Origin of the sequence: Polymorphobacter sp. PAMC 29334 (genome assembly GCF_019431245.1) — a bacterium.
GTDB classification, from domain to species: domain Bacteria; phylum Pseudomonadota; class Alphaproteobacteria; order Sphingomonadales; family Sphingomonadaceae; genus Polymorphobacter_B; species Polymorphobacter_B megasporae.
The window spans coordinates 464,117-485,337 of record NZ_CP080242.1 but is presented as its reverse complement, the minus strand read 5'-3'; the positions used below and the strand labels follow the sequence as shown (position 1 = coordinate 485,337).

The 21,221-nt window shown below is 60.2% G+C and carries 17 protein-coding genes and 4 pseudogenes; 7 read left to right on the top strand and 14 right to left on the bottom strand.

Translation table 11 applies throughout. The features are described 5' to 3' along the window. Positions 1-1,000: 1,000 nt before the first annotated feature. The 10 genes and pseudogenes from KZX46_RS02265 to KZX46_RS02225 all read right to left on the bottom strand — a co-directional run bounded on the left by KZX46_RS02265 (position 1,001) and on the right by KZX46_RS02225 (position 9,654). Positions 1,001-2,586, bottom strand: a pseudogene (locus KZX46_RS02265) (IS66 family transposase). A gap of 81 nt (positions 2,587-2,667) precedes the next feature. After that, positions 2,668-3,021 carry an IS66 family insertion sequence element accessory protein TnpB gene (gene tnpB, locus KZX46_RS02260; RefSeq protein ID WP_370647442.1) on the bottom strand — a complete coding sequence of 118 codons (354 nt, stop codon included), beginning with the start codon at positions 3,019-3,021 and terminating at the stop codon, positions 2,668-2,670. Positions 3,022-3,026: 5 nt separating this feature from the next. Continuing rightward, a complete protein-coding gene (locus KZX46_RS22650) occupies positions 3,027-3,194 on the bottom strand; it encodes a hypothetical protein (protein ID WP_226895918.1) in 168 nt (55 codons plus the stop codon). A gap of 55 nt (positions 3,195-3,249) precedes the next feature. Then, positions 3,250-3,432: pseudogene (locus KZX46_RS22645) on the bottom strand (transposase); the annotation flags it as partial. Between the two features lie 390 nt (positions 3,433-3,822). Further along, positions 3,823-4,800 carry a spore coat U domain-containing protein gene (locus tag KZX46_RS22640; protein WP_226895814.1) on the bottom strand — a complete coding sequence of 326 codons (978 nt, stop codon included), beginning with the start codon at positions 4,798-4,800 and terminating at the stop codon, positions 3,823-3,825. Continuing rightward, a complete protein-coding gene (locus tag KZX46_RS02245; RefSeq protein WP_216711520.1) occupies positions 4,691-4,978 on the bottom strand; it encodes a hypothetical protein in 288 nt (95 codons plus the stop codon). The genes KZX46_RS22640 and KZX46_RS02245 overlap by 110 nt, the downstream gene beginning before the upstream one ends. After that, a complete protein-coding gene (locus KZX46_RS02240; protein ID WP_226895813.1) occupies positions 4,975-7,272 on the bottom strand; it encodes a fimbria/pilus outer membrane usher protein in 2,298 nt (765 codons plus the stop codon). The genes KZX46_RS02245 and KZX46_RS02240 overlap by 4 nt, the downstream gene beginning before the upstream one ends. 99 nt (positions 7,273-7,371) lie before the next feature. Beyond that, entirely contained in the window at positions 7,372-8,085 is a 714-nt protein-coding gene (locus KZX46_RS02235) for a molecular chaperone (protein ID WP_216711518.1), read from the bottom strand. Positions 8,086-8,111: 26 nt separating this feature from the next. Then, positions 8,112-8,621 (bottom strand): spore coat U domain-containing protein, encoded by a 510-nt coding sequence (locus KZX46_RS02230; RefSeq protein ID WP_219773740.1) that lies wholly within the window; start codon positions 8,619-8,621, stop codon positions 8,112-8,114. A gap of 565 nt (positions 8,622-9,186) precedes the next feature. Further along, positions 9,187-9,654 (bottom strand): response regulator transcription factor, encoded by a 468-nt coding sequence (locus KZX46_RS02225; protein WP_219773739.1) that lies wholly within the window; start codon positions 9,652-9,654, stop codon positions 9,187-9,189. 964 nt (positions 9,655-10,618) lie between these two features. On the opposite strand from KZX46_RS02225, the gene KZX46_RS02220 reads away from it, so the two are divergent. The 3 genes from KZX46_RS02220 (at position 10,619) to KZX46_RS02210 (ending at position 13,286) form a co-directional block, all read left to right on the top strand. After that, positions 10,619-10,882: a hypothetical protein gene (locus KZX46_RS02220; RefSeq protein ID WP_219773738.1), complete on the top strand. Its 264-nt coding sequence runs from the start codon at positions 10,619-10,621 to the stop codon at positions 10,880-10,882. A gap of 1,236 nt (positions 10,883-12,118) precedes the next feature. Continuing rightward, positions 12,119-12,295 carry a hypothetical protein gene (locus KZX46_RS02215; protein ID WP_216711515.1) on the top strand — a complete coding sequence of 59 codons (177 nt, stop codon included), beginning with the start codon at positions 12,119-12,121 and terminating at the stop codon, positions 12,293-12,295. A 91-nt stretch (positions 12,296-12,386) separates the two neighbouring features. After that, positions 12,387-13,286, top strand: a complete 900-nt coding sequence (locus KZX46_RS02210; RefSeq protein WP_216711514.1) for a lysozyme inhibitor LprI family protein — start codon at positions 12,387-12,389, stop codon at positions 13,284-13,286. A gap of 380 nt (positions 13,287-13,666) precedes the next feature. Here the strand turns inward: KZX46_RS02210 and KZX46_RS02205 are convergent, their stop codons facing one another. Next, on the bottom strand, positions 13,667-15,457 hold the full coding sequence (locus tag KZX46_RS02205) for an FAD-binding oxidoreductase (protein WP_219773737.1): 1,791 nt from the start codon (positions 15,455-15,457) through the stop codon (positions 13,667-13,669). A gap of 253 nt (positions 15,458-15,710) precedes the next feature. Here KZX46_RS02205 and KZX46_RS02200 point away from each other — a divergent pair, with 253 nt between their 5' ends. After that, the gene (locus tag KZX46_RS02200; RefSeq protein ID WP_226895812.1) at positions 15,711-16,211 is read left to right on the top strand and encodes a hypothetical protein; all 501 of its coding nucleotides are present in this window, start codon (positions 15,711-15,713) and stop codon (positions 16,209-16,211) included. Positions 16,212-16,730: 519 nt separating this feature from the next. On the opposite strand, the pseudogene KZX46_RS02195 reads toward KZX46_RS02200, so the two are convergent. Together KZX46_RS02195 and KZX46_RS02190 are read right to left on the bottom strand one after the other, a co-directional pair. Then, positions 16,731-17,562 (bottom strand): annotated as a pseudogene (locus tag KZX46_RS02195) (IS110 family transposase); the annotation flags it as partial. Between the two features lie 690 nt (positions 17,563-18,252). After that, a complete protein-coding gene (locus KZX46_RS02190; protein ID WP_226895811.1) occupies positions 18,253-18,987 on the bottom strand; it encodes a PEPxxWA-CTERM sorting domain-containing protein in 735 nt (244 codons plus the stop codon). 436 nt (positions 18,988-19,423) lie between these two features. Here KZX46_RS02190 and KZX46_RS23395 point away from each other — a divergent pair. Further along, positions 19,424-19,627, top strand: a pseudogene (locus KZX46_RS23395) (energy transducer TonB); the annotation flags it as partial. Between the two features lie 129 nt (positions 19,628-19,756). Here KZX46_RS23395 and KZX46_RS02180 read toward each other — a convergent pair. After that, positions 19,757-20,092, bottom strand: a complete 336-nt coding sequence (locus tag KZX46_RS02180; RefSeq protein ID WP_219773735.1) for a response regulator — start codon at positions 20,090-20,092, stop codon at positions 19,757-19,759. A gap of 180 nt (positions 20,093-20,272) precedes the next feature. On the opposite strand from KZX46_RS02180, the gene KZX46_RS02175 reads away from it, so the two are divergent. Together KZX46_RS02175 and KZX46_RS02170 are read left to right on the top strand one after the other, a co-directional pair. Further along, positions 20,273-20,722, top strand: a complete 450-nt coding sequence (locus KZX46_RS02175; protein WP_219773734.1) for a hypothetical protein — start codon at positions 20,273-20,275, stop codon at positions 20,720-20,722. Position 20,723: 1 nt separating this feature from the next. Then, positions 20,724-21,212 carry a hypothetical protein gene (locus tag KZX46_RS02170; RefSeq protein WP_219773733.1) on the top strand — a complete coding sequence of 163 codons (489 nt, stop codon included), beginning with the start codon at positions 20,724-20,726 and terminating at the stop codon, positions 21,210-21,212. Positions 21,213-21,221: the final 9 nt, after the last annotated feature.

Here is a 21,221-nt window from a genome sequence, read left to right as displayed (position 1 = left end):
GGAAGCTGACATTCGTTGACGGGAGTCTGTTGGCAGCTCCCGCCCCATCTCGAACGAACCGCACCTTGAAAACAGCAGCCCTTCGAATCGGCGTTAAAGTGGGACCCCCTCCAAATTTGAGGCAAGAGCTTGTAATCCTCAAATGATATGTCCGCAGAAAGGCGGCAGAGCGGCGCCTATCTAAACCCGCCAGTAAAAGGTTTTCGGCATAACTTCAGATGGTTACAAATCAAAATGGCAGTGGCGATGTCCACGGGCTTTTGACCCTAAGGACGCAGTAGCCATTCTCTGTGTCGTGGAAGGTAATGCGTTCGACCGCGCCTGCCAGCTGCTCAGGTGCACCACGCTGGCGATAAGCTGAAGCAGGGGGCGAAGCTGCATAAGTCTGATATGGCGCGAATCGTTACGATGCAGAGGCCGGAGCTCGATATGGTGCGATGGGACTGCGAGTAGCTCCTGCCGCCCGAGAGCGCGTCCCGGCCGGGACTGAGATCACCCGCGTCGAGCGGCTTTCGCCGTCACTCATCAGATATCACCTCAACAACGGTCAGACGCTTCATCACTTCCGGCGTAAGGCACCGCGCGCCAATCCGCACGATCACCCATGGGGCTTTGAGACCGAGATCCTGGCTGGCGGCTATGTTGAGGAGGTATTCCACGCCCTATCGAGTGGCGCCTGGAATAGCGAACTGGTGCATCGCGCGCCCGGGACTGTCCGCCAAATCGAAGTCCGACATATCCACCGCATCGTTGAGCTACCTGCCGGCGACTGTTGGACCCTTGTCTGGGCAGGACCGTCGGAACGTCGCGTTCGCTTCTGGAAATTCGGTATCACTATAAAATCGCGCGCCCATAATCGCCATCGATTTGTCAACGTTCGTAAATAAATGTTGAAGCCAAGGGCAGAGCGCCGATGCCAATCCGTTCCGCCTCTGTTCCGAAACCGGAGTATGCTAACTCTCGTCCCGCCGAAAGCAGGTAAGCGATGTTTTGAGGCCCTTTAGCTGCGGAAGTTCCAGGGCATGAGCTGATCGAGGTTTTGGCTGGAGTGGCCGCGGGCGAGGCGCTCGAGGGTGTCAGTCAGCCAGGCGAGCGGATCGACGGCATTGATCTTGGCAGTCTCGATGAGGCTGGCGATGACGGCCCAGTTCTCGCCGCCATCGTCGGAGCCGGCAAACAGGGCATTCTTGCGATTGAGGGCAATAGGCCGGATGGCGCGCTCGACGATGTTGCTGTCGAGCTCGACGCGGCCGTCGTCGACGAACAGCGTCAGGCCTGTCCAGCGCGTGGTCGCGTAGCGGATCGCTTCGGCGAGCTTGCTCTTGGCACTGACCAGGCCGAGCCGCGCGGTCAGCAACCGGTGCAGGGCGATGATTATCGGCAGGCTCTGTTCCTGACGAACCGACCGGCGCATGTCCGGCGACTGACCGCGGATCGCGTCCTCGACGGCGTAGAGTGCCTTGATCAGCTGCAGCGCCTCGGTGGCTGTTGGTGAGGCGTCGGCCTTGGCGAGCTCGAAGAACTTGCGGCGCACATGGGCCCAGCAGAACGCCAGCGCCACGTCATTGCGGCGGCCGAGCTTGTTGTAACCGGCATAGCCATCGACCTGCAGGATGCCGCTAAATCCGGCGAGATGCGCCAGTGGCCGCTCGGACTTCCGGTCGGGCGCGTAGATGAATGCCACTGCCGGCGGATCGGCGCTGCCCCATGGCCGGTCGTCCCGCGCATACGCCCAGATCTGCCCGGTCTTGGTACGTCGTCGTCCCGGATCGAGCACCGGTGCCGTCGTCTCGTCGGCGAACAGCCGTGGTCCCCGCTTCAAAACGGCGAGCAGGTGGTTGCGCAGCGGGTCAGCCACCAGGCAGCCCGGCCAGTCCAGTCGGCCAGCGTCGAGCGGTCGAGGTTGACGCCCTGACGGGCGTAGATCTGGGCCTGGCGGTAGAGAGGCAGATGGTCGGCGTACTTGGAGACCAGCACCTGGGCGACCAGCGCGTCGGTCGGCAGCCCGCCTTCGACGATCCGCGGCGGTGCTGGCGCCTGCACCACCTCGCCTTCGCACGACCGGCAAGCATAGCGCGGGCGACGCGTTACCAATACACGGAAGCTTGCCGGAACCTTGTCGAGACGCTCGGCCACGTCCTCGCCGATGGCATGGAGGTCGCCGCCGCAACAGGCGCACTGCTTGCTGTCGACGTCGATCAGCTGCTCGACGCGCTCGAGATGCGCGGGCAGCTGGCCGCGGTTGGTACGGCGCTGCTTCTCGGCCCGCGCCTTGGCCGAACTGGCGGCATCGAGCTTGGCTTCCACCTTGGCGATGGCGATACCGAGATCCTCGAGCACCAGCTCGAACTGGTCGTCGTCGAGCTTCTCCGAACGGGGTCCGAAGCGGTGGCGCATGAAGGCCGCGATGATGCTGTTCAGCCGCGCGATCTCGCCATCGGCCTCGGCCTGGGCGATCGCCCTCAACTCCACGTCGGCGTTGATGCGCTCGACCTCCGCCGTAAGCAGCGCCGTCCTGGCGTTGGCGGCGACGATCATGGCGCGGAGCACCTCTGGATCGTCGGGGAGATCAGCTGCGGCGAGCATGATAGGGGCAGTGAATCACGCGCGCGCACGCGCGTCGAGGACTTCCGGAAAGCCGAGTCAATCTACCGCAGATACAACGCGTTATCCCGCGATCTGCGGTACTCGCGTGCGCCTTGCCTGATGCACGCGGCGCCAGTCCAGGCCTTCGAGCAACGCGCCGAGCTGGGCGGCGGTCACTCGCATCATGCCGTCATGCACCGATGGCCAACTAAAGGCGCCGGCTTCCAGCTTCTTGGCCATCAGGCACAGGCCGGTGCCGTCCCACCAGACCAGCTTTACCCGGTCGGCCTTCTTGGCGCGAAACACATAGACAACACCCGAGAACGGATCGCCGCCGAGCTGGGCTGTCACCAGCGCCGCCAACCCGTCCATCCCCTTGCGAAAATCTACCGGCCGCGTGGCAACCAGCACGCGGGTCGCACCGCTTGGCCCCAGCGCCGTCAATGGCTGCCCTTCAGCGCATCGAGTACAGCAGCGATCAGAGTCGCGTCAGCGCCCCGGCCGATCCGCACCGAAATGCCGTCCATGCTCACCTGGGCTACTGCCGCGGCGAGCTGATCGGCGACGCTGCTGCCGCTGTGCCGGTAGCGGCGCCGGAGCGGCTTCACGCTCGACGATCGCCGGCACAAACAATAGCGGTTCGGCGCTCTCCACCGGACGGCGCAACTGCCGCCGCCAAGTGAACAGCTGGCTGGGGCAGATGCCGTTGCGGCGCGCCACGTCACAGACGGTGATGCCGTCGCCGGCATAGCTCTCTGCAACGATCCGCGCCTTCTCATCATCGGACCAGGGTCGCCGCCGCCTCGTGCCGGTGAAAACCTCAATCCGCGCCGCACGACCGCCCATCGAGCTAGCATCGTCACATGACATCATCATAGCATCAGCACCGGCAGCCCCAGGGACCAGCAGGACTCGCGCGTTATGACGTCGTCAACAAGGCGGGGTCAGCACAGCGCTTACGAAAGCAGGCAGGGGAGCGATTTAGGAGATCAGGCTGCGGAGCGGCGCCGGGGGCCGGGAGCGTCGGGCGGCTTCCGGTGATCAGCGATATCCAGCGCTGTATAGACGCCAATCACTCGCTCGAGTGCTATGTCTTGTGAATTAGTTTAGCAGGTCTTGTGCAACCGGTAGACAGTATTTCGTAGAACTTCGACCCGATCATTTATGACCAGCGGATGATTATAACAAATTATTTCGACGCGTTTGATGCCAATAGCGGGCTAGCCCGACGACATTCTAATACGTAATCGTTGCGACTATCGTATCTGCATACGAACCTGGCATAACGCGCTGGCCAGCCGGTACACGACCGTAGATAGTCAGCGTCTGAGAATTCCCACTACCGGTCCCGGCCACGGTGTCGCCACCGGCGGTATTTCCCCAGTTTGCCGTTCGGGCGGCGTCCGACGACAGCGTATAATTGAGCGTAGTAGCACCGGAACGGGTCATTTGCCGGGCGGACGTTGTTGCTCCTGTCGCGACACCTTGGTTGAGCGAGACCGTGTATGAGGTTGTATTGGAGCACGTGAGCGTGATGGTCGATGTCGAGTCCAGTACCGTTCCGGCATATATTCCGAAGCTCATCGCGCTCGTAGAAATGCTGCACGAAGGTAGGATCGTTGCACTGACAGTGAACGATTTCGATGCTGTGCTCACAGTATCGGTGTAGGTTCCCGGCGCGACAAGCTGACCTGCAGCAATCCTTGGGTATATCGGTACGGATACCGAAGCGGTGGCACCGTTGCCGGCATAGGTGTCGGTCCCCGCAACATTACCCCAGTTCTGCGTTCGCGCGGCGTCGCGAGACAGGCTGTAGTTGAGCGCCACCGTGCCCGATTTCATCGTCCGTGCAGTAGTGACGCCGCTATTACCGCCGCTAAGGCCGACCGTATAGTTCGCCGAACCGGCGGTGCAATTGACCGTCAGATTGGTCGAGCCTGTATCAACCTGCATTCCGCTATACGGGCCGAGGGTCATATTCGGCGGCTGGTCGAGAACGCAGGCGGCGTCTACCTGCCACCCGAAAGCCAATGCAGGGACAAGCACAAGCACAAAAAGAACGCTGCGCTTTCGCGCCAAGGGCTGAAGGCCGCACACTTTGCCGTTAAAACTCGAGGCTGATCGCGGTGACCACCCCGTTCGCGGTGCGCGTGATAGCAGCGACCGGCAGTGCTTCGGCGTAAGCCACCGCCCGTCGCCCTTCGCACTGCGCATTGACCCGGCTGTCGACCTCCTTAATCGCGCGATACGCATTCGGTACCAAGCAAAGGTCGACGACGACTGCACCAACGTTAAATGTCGTCGAAAGGCCCAACTCTGTCGCCGCCGATGGCACAGCACAAACGGTAGCCAACCCATAAAGCAAGGCGTATCTGATCGCGGCGGCCGTCACGGCGTTTGGGCGATACAACGCAGCGGGCCGATAACGGGCACCTGTCCGACGACGGGCGCATATTCGAAATGAACAACGCAGCGCCCGCCGTCGGCGCGTTCAACCTGGACATCGTTTCGCGCCGACAGGCCCGGCAAAAAAGCCTCGCCGTCATAGCCGACCGGAACAGCTTCACCGTTCGCGAGCCGTGCCGTGCTGCCGATTGGGATCGGATTCCCGTCGGCAGCGACCATGCGCAGCAGCGCCGCATTGCTCGGCTTCACCGGGAATCTGACGACGACACCCGAGCGGTCCTGCGGGCGGACCAAGCGGCCGGCGGTGTCGAGATCGCTATCGAGCGGAACGTCGTTCGGCTCGATCGACAGATGGTTGAGATCGAAGGAACGGAGTTCGGGAACGAGCAGGCGGCCGTGACGATCAGTCGTTCCGACATCGCGGTTCTCGTTGCGGACGTGGACCCCAGCGAGGCCGCTGGTGTCGACGACTGCGAAGCTGTCGTAAATTGTGTTCGACGCAAAGACGCTGCCATCGAGCATCGACACCGATCCCTGCGCTTCCAGGCGGAACGTCGTCTGTTTCGAGCTATAGTCGGCGCCGGCCGCCAGCGCGGCGAAGGGTGCCTTATATCGGATCTCACCGAAGGCACGCTGCGGGCTGGCCGGCGACGCGACGACCTGATATCCCCAATCCCCGATCGCGACAGCCGATTGCGTCGCCTGGCCTTGAAGCATCCGACTACCATTGCTGATGCTCGAATCGATGCTGACCGAGCTGCGCCGCCCGAGGGGCATGGCGATGCCGAGCAAAGCGCCGCTCCCGCCGATGCCGGCGAAGTCGCGGAAACCGGTTGCAAAGAGGGATATGCGCTTCACCTGCACCGAATAGCTGGCCGACGCGACATAGGCCTTCTGCGCAGGCTGGAGGAACATCAAGCTCTCCATGGAGACCGGCGCCTGCATGAAAGCGGTCTTGACCGGCCCGACGACGTCACGGGCGGACAGCGCATCACGCTTGATACCGACGAAGGCGACGCCGATTGCGCCGAAGCGTCCCAGCGTCCAACCGGCATTGGCGTTGATCTGCAGCCGCGGCGATGCATCGCCGTCATCGGCGGCGAGATCGCGGAAACGCGCGCTGGCGACCGTCGCCGACCCGCTCAGGTTGAGCTTGCGGCCCGCCCGCTGAATGCCAATCGTGACCTGCGAGCCGACCCCGGCTGGGCTGCCGCTAGCCGCCGCGGCGGCGTTCACGACGGCGAAGTTGTCGATGTTGAGCACCGCGCCGCCGCCGCCCATCGCGACTTTCGCCGTTCCCTCGCCACTCGCCTCGATCGTCAACCGGTCCGACAGGCCTCGGCGGTAGGTGAAGCTCGCGGCCATACGGCGGTAATCGTCGCTCCGCAGCCCGAAATTGCGCCGCAGCGCGCCTGCCTGGACCGACGCCGACTGCAGGCCCGGGGCGAGCAGCAGCGAGGTCGCGTAGAACGGCAGAGTGGTGCTGACCTGCCGTCCCAGCGCGTTGGTCAGCGTCGTCGAAATCGTGCCCGCCCCGGTCACCACGGGCAATTGTGGAACGGTAAACGGCCCGGCTTCAATTTCGCGCGAAAATAGCCGTGTGCCGTTCACCAGCACGTCTATCGTCGAGGGCACAGCCGCCGAACCGCTCACCGACGGCAGTGGGAAAGTGACGAGATCGGGCCGCAGCGCGTAGTCGATGCTGAATTGCACCCCCGCCATCCGCACCGGCCGCGTCCAGCTCAGCCCGCCCGAGATGAAATCGCCGACGCGGATGCGGTGGAGGGTGGTGGCATCGGAGAAGGTGTAGCTGGTGTCGAGCCGGATGACCGACGTCGCGGCGACGCCACCCGAACCGTTGCTGTCGCTGTTCGCGTAGATCAGGAACCCGCTGCTGCCGATGCCCCACGGCGAAAAGGCGCGGACATCGACCCGGCCTGCCGCGGATGCGCGTCCGCCCGCCATTGATCCCGTCAAGTCGTAGTCGAGGGCAAGCCCAGTGCCGCTTTGGACATCGCCGCTCCGTGACGCCTCGGCGCCGGCATGCAGGACAGACGGAGTCAGCAACGCGTCATCGACTGTCAGGTAGATCGCCTGCCTCGGCAGATCGAGGCGGAACGCAAGTCCGCGCAATCCCGACAACGCGACCAAGTCGTTCTGTCCAGGGGTCTGCGGGTCGGGGAAGGTCATGCCGAGTTCGCGGAGTTCGCTGCGTCGCGCGGACAGGCGTCCATCGCTCAGGATGAACTCACCGATCTGCGCTGAGGGACGGCCGTTCACATGAACCTCCAGCAGAAGCGGCTGCTCGGCTGCAGCATCCACCCCGGTGAGACCTGTCGATACGAGCATGAGCGCGGCGATCGGAAGCCATTGCACGGCTCAAGGTGTTGCCGTGACGGTTACCGATTGATCGGTGATCTGGTTGAGTTCGCCGCGTGCCGACAGCTGTACCGTCGGATCGTTCATCGATTTGCTGCCGACATGCCAGCGCCGCGTTGCTCCGGCGAGGATGTAAGGCGAAACGTTCTTCTCGACCGCCAGCACGGTGCCATCGCCGGTTTTTAGAGTGATGTCCCGCAGCTTCTCATGACGCACGCCGTGATTGACGGCGACGAGGAAGATCTGATCGTGAGATCGTTCAACGTGGAACTTCAGATCGGGGGTCGCGCGGGCGACGGGCGGTGCGAAGACAGGCAGCGACAGCCGCAGCGCGATCCGCACCGTGCCCGGCGCAGCAGGCGCCGGGATCTGGTCAAGCAGAAGCCGATAGGTGCCTTCCCTCCCCGGCGTCACCTGTCGCAGGACGATGCGCACGACCTGACTTGCGCCGTGCGCGATGGTGCCGAGCGGCGGGCTGACCGAGATCTCATCCGATGGTGCCAGAACGTCCGAACCGTCCTCGCCCTGTGTCCACCGGAAGCTACGCAATTGGAACGATGCCTCCGCATCACCCTCATTGATGATCGTCAACGCCGCCGCTCGCTGTCCCGCGGCAAGCTCGATCGTCACCGGCAGGACGTTCAGCACCTGTGCCGAAGCCGTGCCCCCGCTGAACACGGCGCAGGCACCGAGTAGACCCGCGACGCTTCTCATCGCCCGACCCATCATGGTTCGAATGTCTAGAAGGTGATCGTTGCGGTGATGGTGTCAGTATACGCACCGGGAGCGACGTATTGACTCCCGGCGACCCGTCCATAGACGGTCAACGTCTGCGCCGCACCGCTGCCGGTCCCGCCGACCGTATCGGTTCCGGCCGTAGCACCCCAATTGAGCGTCCGCGCGCTGTCGCGATACATCGCATAGCCCAACAACGCGGCCCCGGGGCCGGTCATCGACCGGGCGGTCGTGGTCGCACCGGTCGCCGCTCCGACGCTCAGGCCGACGGTATACGGCGTCGTGTTCGTGCACGTCGCTGACAGAGTCGATGTGCTGTCGGATTGAACCCCCGAATAAGTCCCGAATGCAAGGTTAGTAGCACTGATGACACATGTCGCAGCGACCGTCGCCGTGACCTGAAAACTGGCAGTCGATGTTGCGGCCAGCGCAGGCATTGCCGCACCCAAGGCCAGCACAGACAAAATTGCCTTGAACGCTGCGTCAAAATAGCACGGCCAAACCTTCAACATCATTTGATAGTCCCTAATCTAAGCAACTGAGCAATATCATTTATTCGGTAGGAGCAATCTTTTGCCATACCAACAGAATTGTATCTTAATTTATGATTAAATATTGGACCAGTGTATCGAAGGTTGAGTACATATTATAATTGCTTTAATATGCCTAGGGCTGAGCAGTGCACTTTTGCACATAAGGTAGACATACAGAATATTATTATTTTTGACTTCGCTTCCCGTAAAAACGCCCAGCCGTACCCTGCATGATACTCTCCTCGGCGACGACGCCCCGGGGTTAAGACGGGGTCGATAGCGGTCCGATCGCATCCAGACGTCGAATGCAGCAAAGCCGACCTTTTATCAGCTACCTTCTTACGCCTAGAAGACCCAAAGCGCGGTTGACCATCACGAGTAAGCCAAGCCGTTCACGCCTGCGACCTGGCAATCATCGCCCACGCCGGTTTTCATGCTGCGTAACCGATAATTTGCCCAGCAGTGCGGTAACGCTGCAACGCTGCAACAACGGCAGTAGCTGAGGGGACGTGGATGGCTCTCTAGTCCTAAATAGCAAGCTGTGCGATCATACCCCGCACACGCGCAATTCCATCGCCAGCTGAGTCCGGCTTTCGATGCCGAGCTTACCGTAGACGTTGTGGAGGTGCATCTTGACGGTGCCCTCGGTAATGCTGAGCCGCTCGGCTATCGTGCGATTACGCTGACCAGCGGCGACAAGATTGGCAACGTCGCGCTCGCGTCGTGTTAAAATTGGAGGGGCAGGACGCGCAACGCGGTCGATGATTAGCCGCGTTGCCTCGGAGTCGAGCCATTGCTTGCCCGAAGCAACTACTGTCAAGCAATCTGCAACCGCTGCTGCTGGGCTGGTCATCAACACCAGCCCCTCGGCGGCGAGCCCGACTATAGCGAGTAGCGTCTCGATAGTCGGATGGTCGACGATCACAACAGTCGGAATGCCGGCCGCGCGACGTGTGCGGAGGACTGCAATCCCGTCGAGCTGTACCGCGACAATCGCGAGGTCGGCCGTGACCAACGCGGTCCCCATCGCATCGCCACAGGCCTTGTCCAGAGCGTATCCAGCTTTCGTAGCGATCGTCGCTAACGCCTCCGCCACGAGCGGAATGGGATGAGCAATAACTATGCTACGCGACGTGCTGGGCGACCGGGCTGACATCATATCTCACTTTCGATTTCGCTAGTTACGGTCGAAAGTTGACCTAGGACGCGTTGCGATGCGTAACTTTTTGGATGATCCATTTCGGGCCGTTTTCCAACCGTCACGGAAAGTCTTGTACGCTCTCGACCTGATTGGTCGTAAGCGGTGTCTTGACCTCGTCTTGCGGATGGCAGCGTAACCCGCGAGTCCCGCTGGTTCCTTGAACTGGCGGTGCCAATGCTCTGATAATGTGATATGACAATGCTAGCATGACGTTCGAAACTTCAAAGAATTCGAACGTCATATCGCGAGAGTGGTCATCGTATCCATTAGGGCGTTGTCCCGCAGATATCGCGCCGCATCCAAAGTTCATGAGCGCGCGCCGCATTTTTGCATCGACTTTATGAGCGACGAGCGACGGCTGCTTGCGTTACGATCGAGCTGACCGCGGTATTAAATGTTGGAGCCCTAGAGTTATTTGTCCGCAAGCGTACGCATCTCCGAGGTGATGATGGATGGATATGTCCCGAGCAACGGTGCGCAACAGTCCGTTGTGGAGCATTTCCGCGGACGACTTCAAACTCCTCGCCCCTCACCTAATCCACGTCGCTTGACCGCATCACTTTCAGTTGCACGAAGAGGGAAACATGATCGAGCACGTCTACTTTCCTGAGGACGGCATCGTTTCGATCGTCGCCCGCGCGCAACTTCGAGGCGTGCGAGGTCGGTATTGTCGGCCGCGAAGGGATGTCGGAAACCGCGACGGTTCTTTGCTCGACCAGTCGCCGCACAATGCCTATGTCAAGATCACGGAAGCGCGGCTTTTAAACTCCCAGTCAGCGTGCTCACCGATCCGCTTCAAGCCACCACCGCGCTGCGCCGGCATCTGCTCTATTTTGTACAGGCGCTGGCGATCCAGTCAGCGAGTTCGATTGCAGCCGCAGGGCAGACGATCGAGCAGCGCATCGCCCCCTCGCTGCTAATGTGTCTGGACCGGCTCGACAGAAATAACATTCACCTCACCCACGATTCGCTTAGAATGACGCTTCGTGTCCGTCGTGCCGGGATCACCTCGGCGCTCATCGCGCTAGAAAAAAGAGTTTAATCGAGCGGGCGCGAAACTCGATCGTCGTTCGCCACCGCGGCCATCTCGAGCAATTGACCGAAGGTGGCTACGGTCTGGCCGAACCTAGATATCAGCGCCCTATGGGCATCTCGCTTCGACAACCGAGCCAAGACGGCCAACCTCGCGCAGAGTGACGCACGAGCAGGATACCATAGCCGGCGTGCGCGCGGCCTCGGCACTCAGCGACGGCGCTACCGTGATAAGACCAGGTACGACGATCTCGCCGTCATCAACGGTGACAACAGGGGCGTTTTCGGATCGCTTTGCTTGGGGGGGAGTCAGCCATGAACCTCGGCGCTGGCAGTTCATCGCTCCCATATCATGCTGATCAGAAACAGCTTCAGGCTCGACTATCTTAAGTCGGATTGACATAGCGAACGCTCACTGAGATCGTAATGGATCAGGCCGGAAATTATATTGATTAATTATTAAGGTGTTTTGATACCGGATGCCTAGCTTGCGACAAGTTAACCGTCTCGTTCTAGAGGAAGCCGTCCATGTAGGAAGTGAGTCCAATGATTACAATGTTACTTTTTGCCTTATCAGTAGCTAGTCAATCTCAGGCTATTTTAACACGCAATACCAATCCGACAACTTCTAGGCCAGAAGTGAGGCTAGATCAGGGCGCGTTTATAGGATCGGGGCAATATTCAAGAGTTTCTTTGAATGAATATGATCCTTCTGCCGGCCCGGATTCGAATAATGGTCCTTTCACAGATATAAGCGATGTCTCGTCGACCAATAGGCCCGCGTACAGAGCGAGTTTTGATTGTAATCGTTCACATGGCGTAATTACTAATGCGATATGTTCAACACCTTTGCTGTCGCATTTGGATTATCAATTAGCGCTCGATTTTGCGAGACTCGATGGTAAACTTAACGATTATCAAAATCGTATAATACATCATGCAGAAACAAGGTTTTTAAATTTGCGTCAAGCATGCGGTGATACCGCATGCTTGAAAGACATTTACACACGGCGTCTAAAGGAGTTGGGCCGTATTCGTCTCAAGTAACAACTAGAAACTGGTCGATTTAGAAAAAAGTTTTACGTTTTATTTCAATTTGTGACAAGCGATAGCGCGTTTTGTATTGAGCATGCCGAGTGAGGATGGCTATCCGGGTCGTCCTTTAGGATAGGATGCGGACTTGAGCGAAACAACATTATGTGTTAATAGACTGTTAACCTAAATCGTATGGCAAGGGATAGCGATCGTGAAGCTCCTTCTGATTTTTGTTGGCGCGATTACATTGATGGCGGCGGGGTCCAGCAATGCGCGGAAGGCCCACAAACGGGTTCTGCCGCCCGTGCCGCAATCCGCTGAGATCGCCGCACTGAATCGAGCATCGCTCGCCAAGATCAAGCAGGTTCCAACGCCGGCTCGACCCTAACCACTGCAGGCAGTGAGTCCGATAACGCATGTGCGGCACCGTAGCTGAAATCAAGCGATGGGAATCCGTCCGAGCTTGAGGTGGATCTTCAATGTCCAACGATGACGACTGGCGCAGACAGCTGGCAGATGCACGCTACGGAGATACGTTGACGCCAGGCTTCGCGCGGAAAACTAATTTAGACCTGGTTGGACCGCGTCATGGTGCGACGCCCAAATTGGTTTTTTCACCATCGGTGGGAGCCGATGATCATACAGCCAACCCAATGCGCTCGATGCCTCTACCGTTATCCGCTGTTCCCGAATCGGGATCTGCTCAATTGAAGCGACCCGGCGCGAAATGGGTCTGGTGGTTCGGGACCGGGTTGCTTGTGATCGCTGCGGCGGCCACGTTTGGCTGGGAAACGAAGCCGCCTCAACACCAGCCCAAGGCGCAGATAGTGGCATCGATCAATCGGCAACCTCCAGCAATGGTGGCGCAGTCGACATTTCGAATCTTTCCCAGAGCGTCGGGAAATTCGTCACCGGCGATCGTAGCGCATATTGAGCCGGTCACGAACGAACCCGGATCGGATCATCTCAGAGCTATGAAGAACGCCCCGAGGACTATCGCGAGCGTCGGGCAGATCGAGCCATCAAGCGACCCTCTTTCGTCAACGGTCTCGTTACCGCCGCCGCGGTCGGATCGATCGAAACCCTCGCAAGCGCCGAGCGCCTTTATGGAAGCCCAGAAAAGTCCAAGTTTTCAGTGCCATGCTGGCCAGGGTGAGATAACTAGATCGATTTGTACTGACCCGACCCTGGCTGCGCTCGATCGGACGCTCGCTGCGCGCTTCGCAGCACTGGACGATAGTGTCGACCCTGCGACGGTCGAAGCGCTGCATCATGGCGAAACGACTTTCCTAAATGCGCGGCAACTGTGTCTTGATAAAGCGTGTCTTGCCGACGTCTATCGCGAAAGACTACGCGATCTAGACGCAATCAAACCGTGACTGTACACGAGTTCAAGCTCGTCAGTTTCAAGTCATGAGGACGTAATACGCCTGGAGAGCAGCTCCTGTCAGAACAATTTATTCGCCGTCGACAATAGCCAAAGCGATGTTGCCGCTCACCTCGCGAAGCCAGCGGGTCCGAAGCAGCAAGGACCCAAAACCCGGTCATGCACTGGATCTAACACGCTACCCAAAAACGGTCATTGGTTCAGGTGGCACTCGACGGCAAAACGGGGGCCGAAAGCGGTCTGGCAGCTTCCGCGATGACAAGATTGAAGGGCGGACCTTCGTTGAGCCTCCCCTCAAACCGCGGAAGCCTCGATCACAGTTTATTTGAGACGCTGAACCGCTTGTCGAGACTGGACGCTTGGTCGCATTCGTCAGACTACGCGCCTAAACCCATCACTGCCCCAGAGTTCGCTGCCGATGCCATGGTGAAGCACAAACAACCCATCGGGATCGTACCGCGCCTTTACCGCGTCGAGACGGGCGGCATGCCGTCCCCAGCAAGCGGTTCGCCAATCGACAAGGGCGAAGTTGCTCTCCGATAGGTAGCTGCCCGCGTCGGGCGCCACTTTTCGTAGTGCCGCCATAGCGGCCCTGATCTGGGCGAGGTTGCCCCGCGCCTCGACCAGATCGGGCGCGGGTAAGCCATCATAAGCCGATGGCCCGTCCATCGCCACGATCGCAAGCGCAAAGGCGTCGAGCACTTGCGGGTTCATCGCAGTCTCGCGCGACGCCGCGATCGCTGCAGTCGGCGCACCGGCCAGCCCCTTGTTGAAGTGGAGCGTCACCGACCAGAGTCGGCTGGCGGCGAACCATGCGTCGACCAGTTGCGCGCGTTGACCCTGATCCAGCAGCGACGCTGGCAGCCAAGCGGATTCGTAACCGTGCCAGAATGCCCCGACCTCCTCGGTGTTGCCCGCCCACCACCAGTTGCCGGGCTTGGCGTCGGGCCGGTCATCGACGACGAGAACACCGGGCAGGTGCTGGGCGACGAACGCACCGTCCCAGAAGCGGTTGGCCGGAAACGCGCCGATGATCAGCGGCTCCTCAACGACGTAGTCGTGCGGACGGGCATCGACGTGCTCCGTCAGGTCGCGCCACGCCGTGCGCGCCGCTGCTTCGTCGAGCCCCTGAAATAGCATGAGGACCTCGATACGGTTGCCGTGGCGCAGACCCACCTGCTCACCCCAATGCGGATTGAACAGATGGTCGGCGTATAGGTCGACGAAACGCGCCAGCAGGTTACGGAAAGCGTCGTCAGAGGTTGCCTTGAGATTCCAGTGGACGAGGCCGAAGGTCGCCGGCAACTCGTGTGTTTGCAGAGTTAGCCGGGTGACCACGCCCCAGGTCCCGCCGCCGCCGCCCTTGAGCGCCCAGAACAGGTCAGGGTCGCGTTCGGCGTTAACCGTGCAAACCTGGCCGTCGGCGGTAACGATTTCGGCCTCGAGCAAGTGGGCCGCGGCGATGCCGAAGGTCTTGGAAAAACTGCCAAAACCGCCGCCCTGCACCAAGCCGGCGACGCCGACCGTCGTGCAGCCGCCGCCTTGGACGTACCGACCGCCGCGCGTCGTCACGGCGTTGTAGACATCATGCCAGATCGCACCGGCCCCAACCGAGACCGCCGGCACACCGGTCGAAGCGCTGCCTGCGGGTATGAAGGCGTGGTGGAGCTCAATCGTCTCCATGTCACGGGTCCAGACAAGCAACGAGTCGGCGGCATTCGATCCGCCGAGATAGCTGTGGCCACCGCCTTTGACGACCAGTCGCAGGCGGTGCCGAGCGGCAAACGTTACAGCCGCGGCGACATCGGCGGCATTCCGTACCCTTACGACATAGGCGCTTGGGGCTGACTGCCAGCCATCGATTCGGCCCGAGGACTGGGTGAGGCCGGCCTGATCGCGAATATAGAACGGATTGGCGAGCAGCTTCGCTGCCTCGGCCTGAGCCAATACCGGCAGCGTGACCGGCGACAGGCGACCGCCGACCGTCTCACCGAGTGTGTTCCAGTCGGCCGCCGTCGGCCAGCCGATACCACCGGGTCGAACGCGGGCGAAGGGTATTGTTGCCGCGCTTGCGTCGGCGGCGGCAGAGCCTAACAGGCCGGTGAAAGCTAGCCCTGCGATCACGCCGCGACGGTCGGGCGCAAAATTGTCGAACTTAATCATGTCAGCCTCTCGTAAGCTGCCGATTGGCCCAGAGCGATGTCACTGTACCGAACGCACCCACCTGTCAGCAATACCGCGACGATGAAGCGGGTAAAATAGAAACCGGAAAACGATAGAGGGTCGACCTCAAACGGAGATCAGGCCGCTGCTACCCGGTTAAGGCGGTTGGTTTCGCTCGACCGCCTCGTAATGCCGCCGTACCTTAAGCTGTCGATCTGCAGAGGCGATAGTGGGTTCTTGGGGCGCCTTAATAATGAGCTTCTTCGGCGCAGCGTTCGCTGCGTTTACGATGTTTTGGGAATGGCACGTCGCCGGTCTGGCTCTCACCGCGCCGTTCCTCACGTTCGCCGCCATCGGGTCGATAGCGACTTACGTTATTCGCTTGTCGGGGGACGGGATCAGGCCGTCAGCAATGGTGAAGCGCGCGATTATTTGGAGCAGCGTTGGCGAGGGTATCGGTCTGTTCATGGCATCAAACATCGTCATCATGCTGCACCGGCCTGAATTTCTTCTGCCGGCGATGGCGCTCGTCGTTGGATTGCATTTTCTGCCGATCGCGTTTGCTGCTGCGTTTCCGCCCTTCTATGTCTTGGGCGCGGTGATGATCGCCTTTGGTTTTGCGGGACTCGTTGTGCGCGCCCCTGCTGGCGGCGAGATCTCCGGTGTAATGGCAGCGGCTGGCCTGTGGATTGCGGCAGCTATTGCTATCGGTCGCGACTGGCGAGCCAAGCGACCTGCAGGGGTAGGACTATAACAGCGCTACCAAGCGGCAAAGCGTGCGAAACGAGAGGTGCCGGTAGCGATCTAACTGCTCTCGAGATCCGACGCGGCTTAGCCGACGTCCGACACATCGGAATCACGGCCGAATCTGAGACTCCTGCCACACGATCAGTCGCGTCCGCGGAGGCGCGTTCAACCTCGTACTTATTCGTTGTAAACGACGCGGCGTTGCTTTCCGCATTCGTGTACGGCCGGCATCAAGATAATCCAGCACGCTTTGATGTCTTGCGCGGCTAGATCTTCGACCCGTCCTGGCCCATACGCTGGACCGCCCATCGAAAATGAGAACCGCCAACGCTCGGCAGCGAGTTCCACTATCGCGAGTGAAGCCATCTGCCTGTCATTTGCAATCAAATTCCGGCTCGGGGGCCGCTCCCTGCAGACCTAAACCGTAGAGCGTGCGCGCTCATCTCCGGCTCTGATACATTGCTGCGTTCGGGAGGGGACTCTAAAACGTCCACTGGGGCCACGTGATTTATAGCCTTATCGATTCGCCTAGTTTTGGCTTGCCGCCGGTTGAGTGCTGACGCGGCGTGAGACCAACCCAGGCGGCAAAGTCACGCCCCTTGGCGAACGTCCCTGCCGGTGGCGCAAGCGCCGCTATCGCGGTTGCGGTGATCGGACCGATGCCGGGGACCGTCATCAGCCGGCGCGCCACCGCATCCTCACGTGACCGGCGTATGATCTCCTGCCGAGCGTCGTGTTCTGCCGGTCGAGCACCGCCAGGCTGTCGAGCAGCACCGTGCAGACCGAGCGCACGCCCTCGGGCTCCGCCGGTGGATCGGCCAGCAGCGCGACCAGCTTCTCCAGATGAGCAAGGCCCTTGGGTGCGATCCAGCCATACTCAGTCATGTGGCCGCGTAGAGCGTTGCTGATCTGGGTCCGTTGCCGCACCAGAAGATCTCGCCCACGGAACACCATCGCTGCCGCCTGCTGCGCCTCCGTCTTCACCGGTACGAACCGCATGCTCGGCCGCTGCGCCGCCTCGCAGATCGCCTCGGCATCGGCGGCATCGTTCTTCTGGCGCTTCACGAACGGTTTTACATAGGCCGGCGCAATCAACTGGACTTCGTGGCCCAGCTCGAGCAGCTCCCGCGCCCAGTGATGCGCGCCGCCACACGCCTCCAGCACGACCCGGCAGCGCGCATGACCGGCGAAGAACGCTAATAACTTGGGGCGACTGATCTTCTTGCGAAACACCGCTTGGCCCGACGCATCCGCGCCGTGCGCCTAAAAACATACTTCGCAATATCTAGCCCGATGATGCTAACGTCCAACACGGATGCCTCCCTCGAGTGATGGTCGACACCTCCACTTTGGCACATCGATAGTGATGAGCGTCGCATTCTCACAGAATATGCGGACTGCAAAACCGTTGACAAAGCTTATGTGTAGGCCCTGCGGCTCCTGCTCGCGGGTCATTTGCTCTTCTAAGAACGAGTCCCATTCGCAGTCCTGGTCAAAGTAGGCGATTTCGATGCCTTCATGGTTCAGAGGCGCGGCAATCGCGCTCAGGTTGTTGAAGGCTACGCGCACGTTGCCGCTACAGATCAGCGTAACGCCTGAAGGTAAGCTGTTCGGATTGATGGCATAGCTATTCTGGCTGAAGCTCAGCGTAACCTCACGACCAATTATATCCGTGCCAAAGTACTAAAGGTCATAGGCGTTGGGCAGATCGATGAGCCGGTCACCCCAACGGACAATGGTGAAATGATCGAACTCAAAGTTTCGCTTCATTAGGCTTCCTCCCCGTTCACTTAACATGCGCCGCCGAGCGTCCGCTATCCCACCGCCACCCTCCCTGGCAGCGACAGCGCCTGGCACCGACATAAGGGGGCCGGTGGCGGACTGACGACTTTTGGGTGATGACCTCTATATAGCGGACGCAGCAGATAGCTTGGCATACGAATGCGCTTAATTTGCTCTGGCATCCGGGGTCTACCGCAGCCAGCGGGGCACGAAAAAGGGCGGGAGAAGATCGCTCACGCCCTCTCGCTTGCTTCAGCCGTTGAGCGTTAGGCGGCGACAGCGTTGGTCCGGCGACGCGCGGAGAAGCCGACCAGGCCAAAGCCGACAATCATCAGCGCCCAAGATGCCGGCTCGGGTACCGCCGCGAACGTCAACGACAGCCCGGTTGAGTCGTTATAGAAGTTGCCCGCATTGTTAACGCCATAGTCCAAGAAGTCGCCGGCGTGCAGAAGAATGCCGTTGGCACCGAACGGGACCAAGCCACCAGGCGTGCTAGGGCTCAAGGCTCCGGGCCCGCTCAGCATCTGGTCGAACACTACCGTGTTATCGAACGCGATAATGGCATTCACGCCAGTAGGATGGGTGTCGAGCAGTTCAAAGAAACCGCTGACGTTATACTTTCCGGTCGTGGGTGCAGTGAACCGAACGATCGAGTCCGTGCTCTGCCCGGGATGTACCAGCAACACATTCGTCGGCAGCACCACGGTGGAGAAATCAAGCGTCGAGCCCGTCAGATTCTTGCCGACCAAGGGCACGAGCAAGACAGGCGTCGTAGTCTGCCAGCAACCAAGACCTGAAACCATGCCTTGGCAAGGCGCGCTGTAATTTGTGAGAGGCGTGAAACTCGTCCCCGTCACGCCCGTTCCATAACTGAAAACGCCCGTTGCGTTCGACGACGAAAACCCTGTCACAGCATCGTATATCGCTGCGTTGGCCGGCAGGGCTACGGCGAGCACACTAACCGCAAAAGCGATAAGGCTGGTCGACTTTGATGTGGTCATGCGAATGCCCCGTTTGGATTTAATTAAGCATCTACTGATTCTTAAGAATTGTAAATGCGGCGTTTAGTTATTTGCTGTCCTTAGAGCGACGGACGACAGAACCCGGTGATGGTGTCTGGCCGTAGCTTAGCCATGGCTCCACCTGTTGGGGGCCGAACGCGGACTCGCGGCTTTCCGGTATGCATCGCGGCTTACCTGCCGTTCGAGTAGCTGAGAATCCGAGGGCGGCTCTCGACTCCAATTATGTCGCGGGCATTAGCATCATCAGGTCGGATTGCGGACGTTCGACAGCATGCTAAGCTATCAGCTTGCGCCTCGTTCAATAAAGCGTCTGTGCGATGGGGACCGGTGAGCTTTACGACGGTCTTGGTAGCAGCGATCGCACTGACCTGAACGACACCTAAGTAGCGTCGCAACGGTTCAAACCACGGAAAATGTAAGTACGATCGAGATCGTTATTAATCAGCATGGTCATGTCTCTGATTGTCGGGTCACCGCACCTAGCGGACAGCCGGACCTTGACGAAGAAGCATGCTGGATAGCATTTACCCAGCTCAACCCTCGCCCTGCGCACAAGAAAATGGGTGGCTTGCAGCTTCTAAAATGCCGTTCCAATCAACTGGTCAATCGGTGGCGGTGAGGTCAGATAGCCACCGGTGAGATTCAGGTAACGGCAACTAAGCGCTGCCTCCGAGTACAAAGCTGCCGGAGCCGCCGCCGACGAGCGCCAATCAAACTACCGCGAGCCTCCGCCGGCGGCGCTCGCGCATCAGTTGGACCCGCTAGACGATAGCGCCTGGGTCATAGGGACGAACCAGTCCCAGCCCGGCGTCACAAAACTCGGCAGCAGCTTCAGCCGCTGCATCGAGGGTGCCGGCCAGTCGATTTTTATCGTCGGATGGTTGTCACGAACCCAGCGGCATAGCCGAAGGCCATTTTGCGAACCGATCGCCGGCAATGCACACAGCATGGCCGAGACGACATAATCCGGGGCGTTCAGTACAGTCATCGCTTCCTCAGTCGACGCCGCCGCAATCACGGCATAGCCGCATTGCTGAAGATAGTCGGCTAAGGCGTGGCGGGCGATCACCTCATCATCGACCATAAACACCTTTTTCGACCCGCGGCTTTGGACGCTCGGTTCCCGGATCGGCCGAGTACACGGCCAATTTTATACCCGCGGACGGGGGGCCGTCGGTCAGTGTCGAAATCGACAAAGAGAAGTTGCTTGTCCGGTTACGCGGCGCATCTTAAAACTGGAGCTGCGGCGGTCAGGAGCGACAGAGTGGGAGACGACGATAAGGAAAAGGCCAAAAAGCTTGCAGCCGCCGGAGCAGCCGGCTACCGCGCCTTTCCGAACGACTGCAGCCACTCGATCTGGTCCATGCTTCGGTCACTTGGCCAAGACGAGCCTTACCGCACAGCAAACACCTTGATGACACATCTGCAGAGTAAGGACAGCGGCTGGCATCAGGTCACCGTGCAGCAGGCGGGCGAACTTGCCAATCACGGGGTCGTCGTAGTCGGTGGTCTCGCTTCGCAGAGCGGGAGTGGCCACGTCGTCATGGTGATGCCTGGTCCGCCTTTGCCCTCGAGCAGCGAAGGATCTTTCCCGCGATCAGCCTCGGGAGCGGCGAGCAGTTGGCCTGGAGCGCACAGCAGCGGCGAGAAGACGGTGCGCGATCCTTGGTCGCGCCCGGACTGGGCCCGCGTGACCTTCTGGACCCGAGACTGAAATGGAGCTCGGCCGGTCGTTAATTGCAGTGTTCGGCGCAGCACTCCTTACTGCCGCCGCACCGTATTCAGTGGCGCTCGACATTCGACAGTGTACCGGACTTCCGCCGGCTGTCGCCCGGGCACTTGGCCCGAACTGGATACCGCTCGCGGCCTTTGCCGAGCGTTGCTCTGTGCCAGGTCCCGCCGGGCGCAAGGCCGTTACCGTCGACATCGTCCGGCTGGACCGGCCGGCAGCAGTTCAAATTCTAACGGCAGACCCTGAGAAACGCATCCCTTTACCGATTGTTCGCGATGCCTCGGGGCAAGCGGTGGGGACGCTGCCACAACAATTTCCGGTCGAAGGTCCGGGACGACTCAAGGTCCGGTTTTCTCACTGGGATAGCGGCGTGCCGCAGAAAATAATGCTTTTCGAGGCAGGCGAGAGCGCGTTGCCGCCGCATTCGTTGCCATCGCAACATCGCGACGCTCGCACCGGGCGCTATCACTGAGCTGCCGCA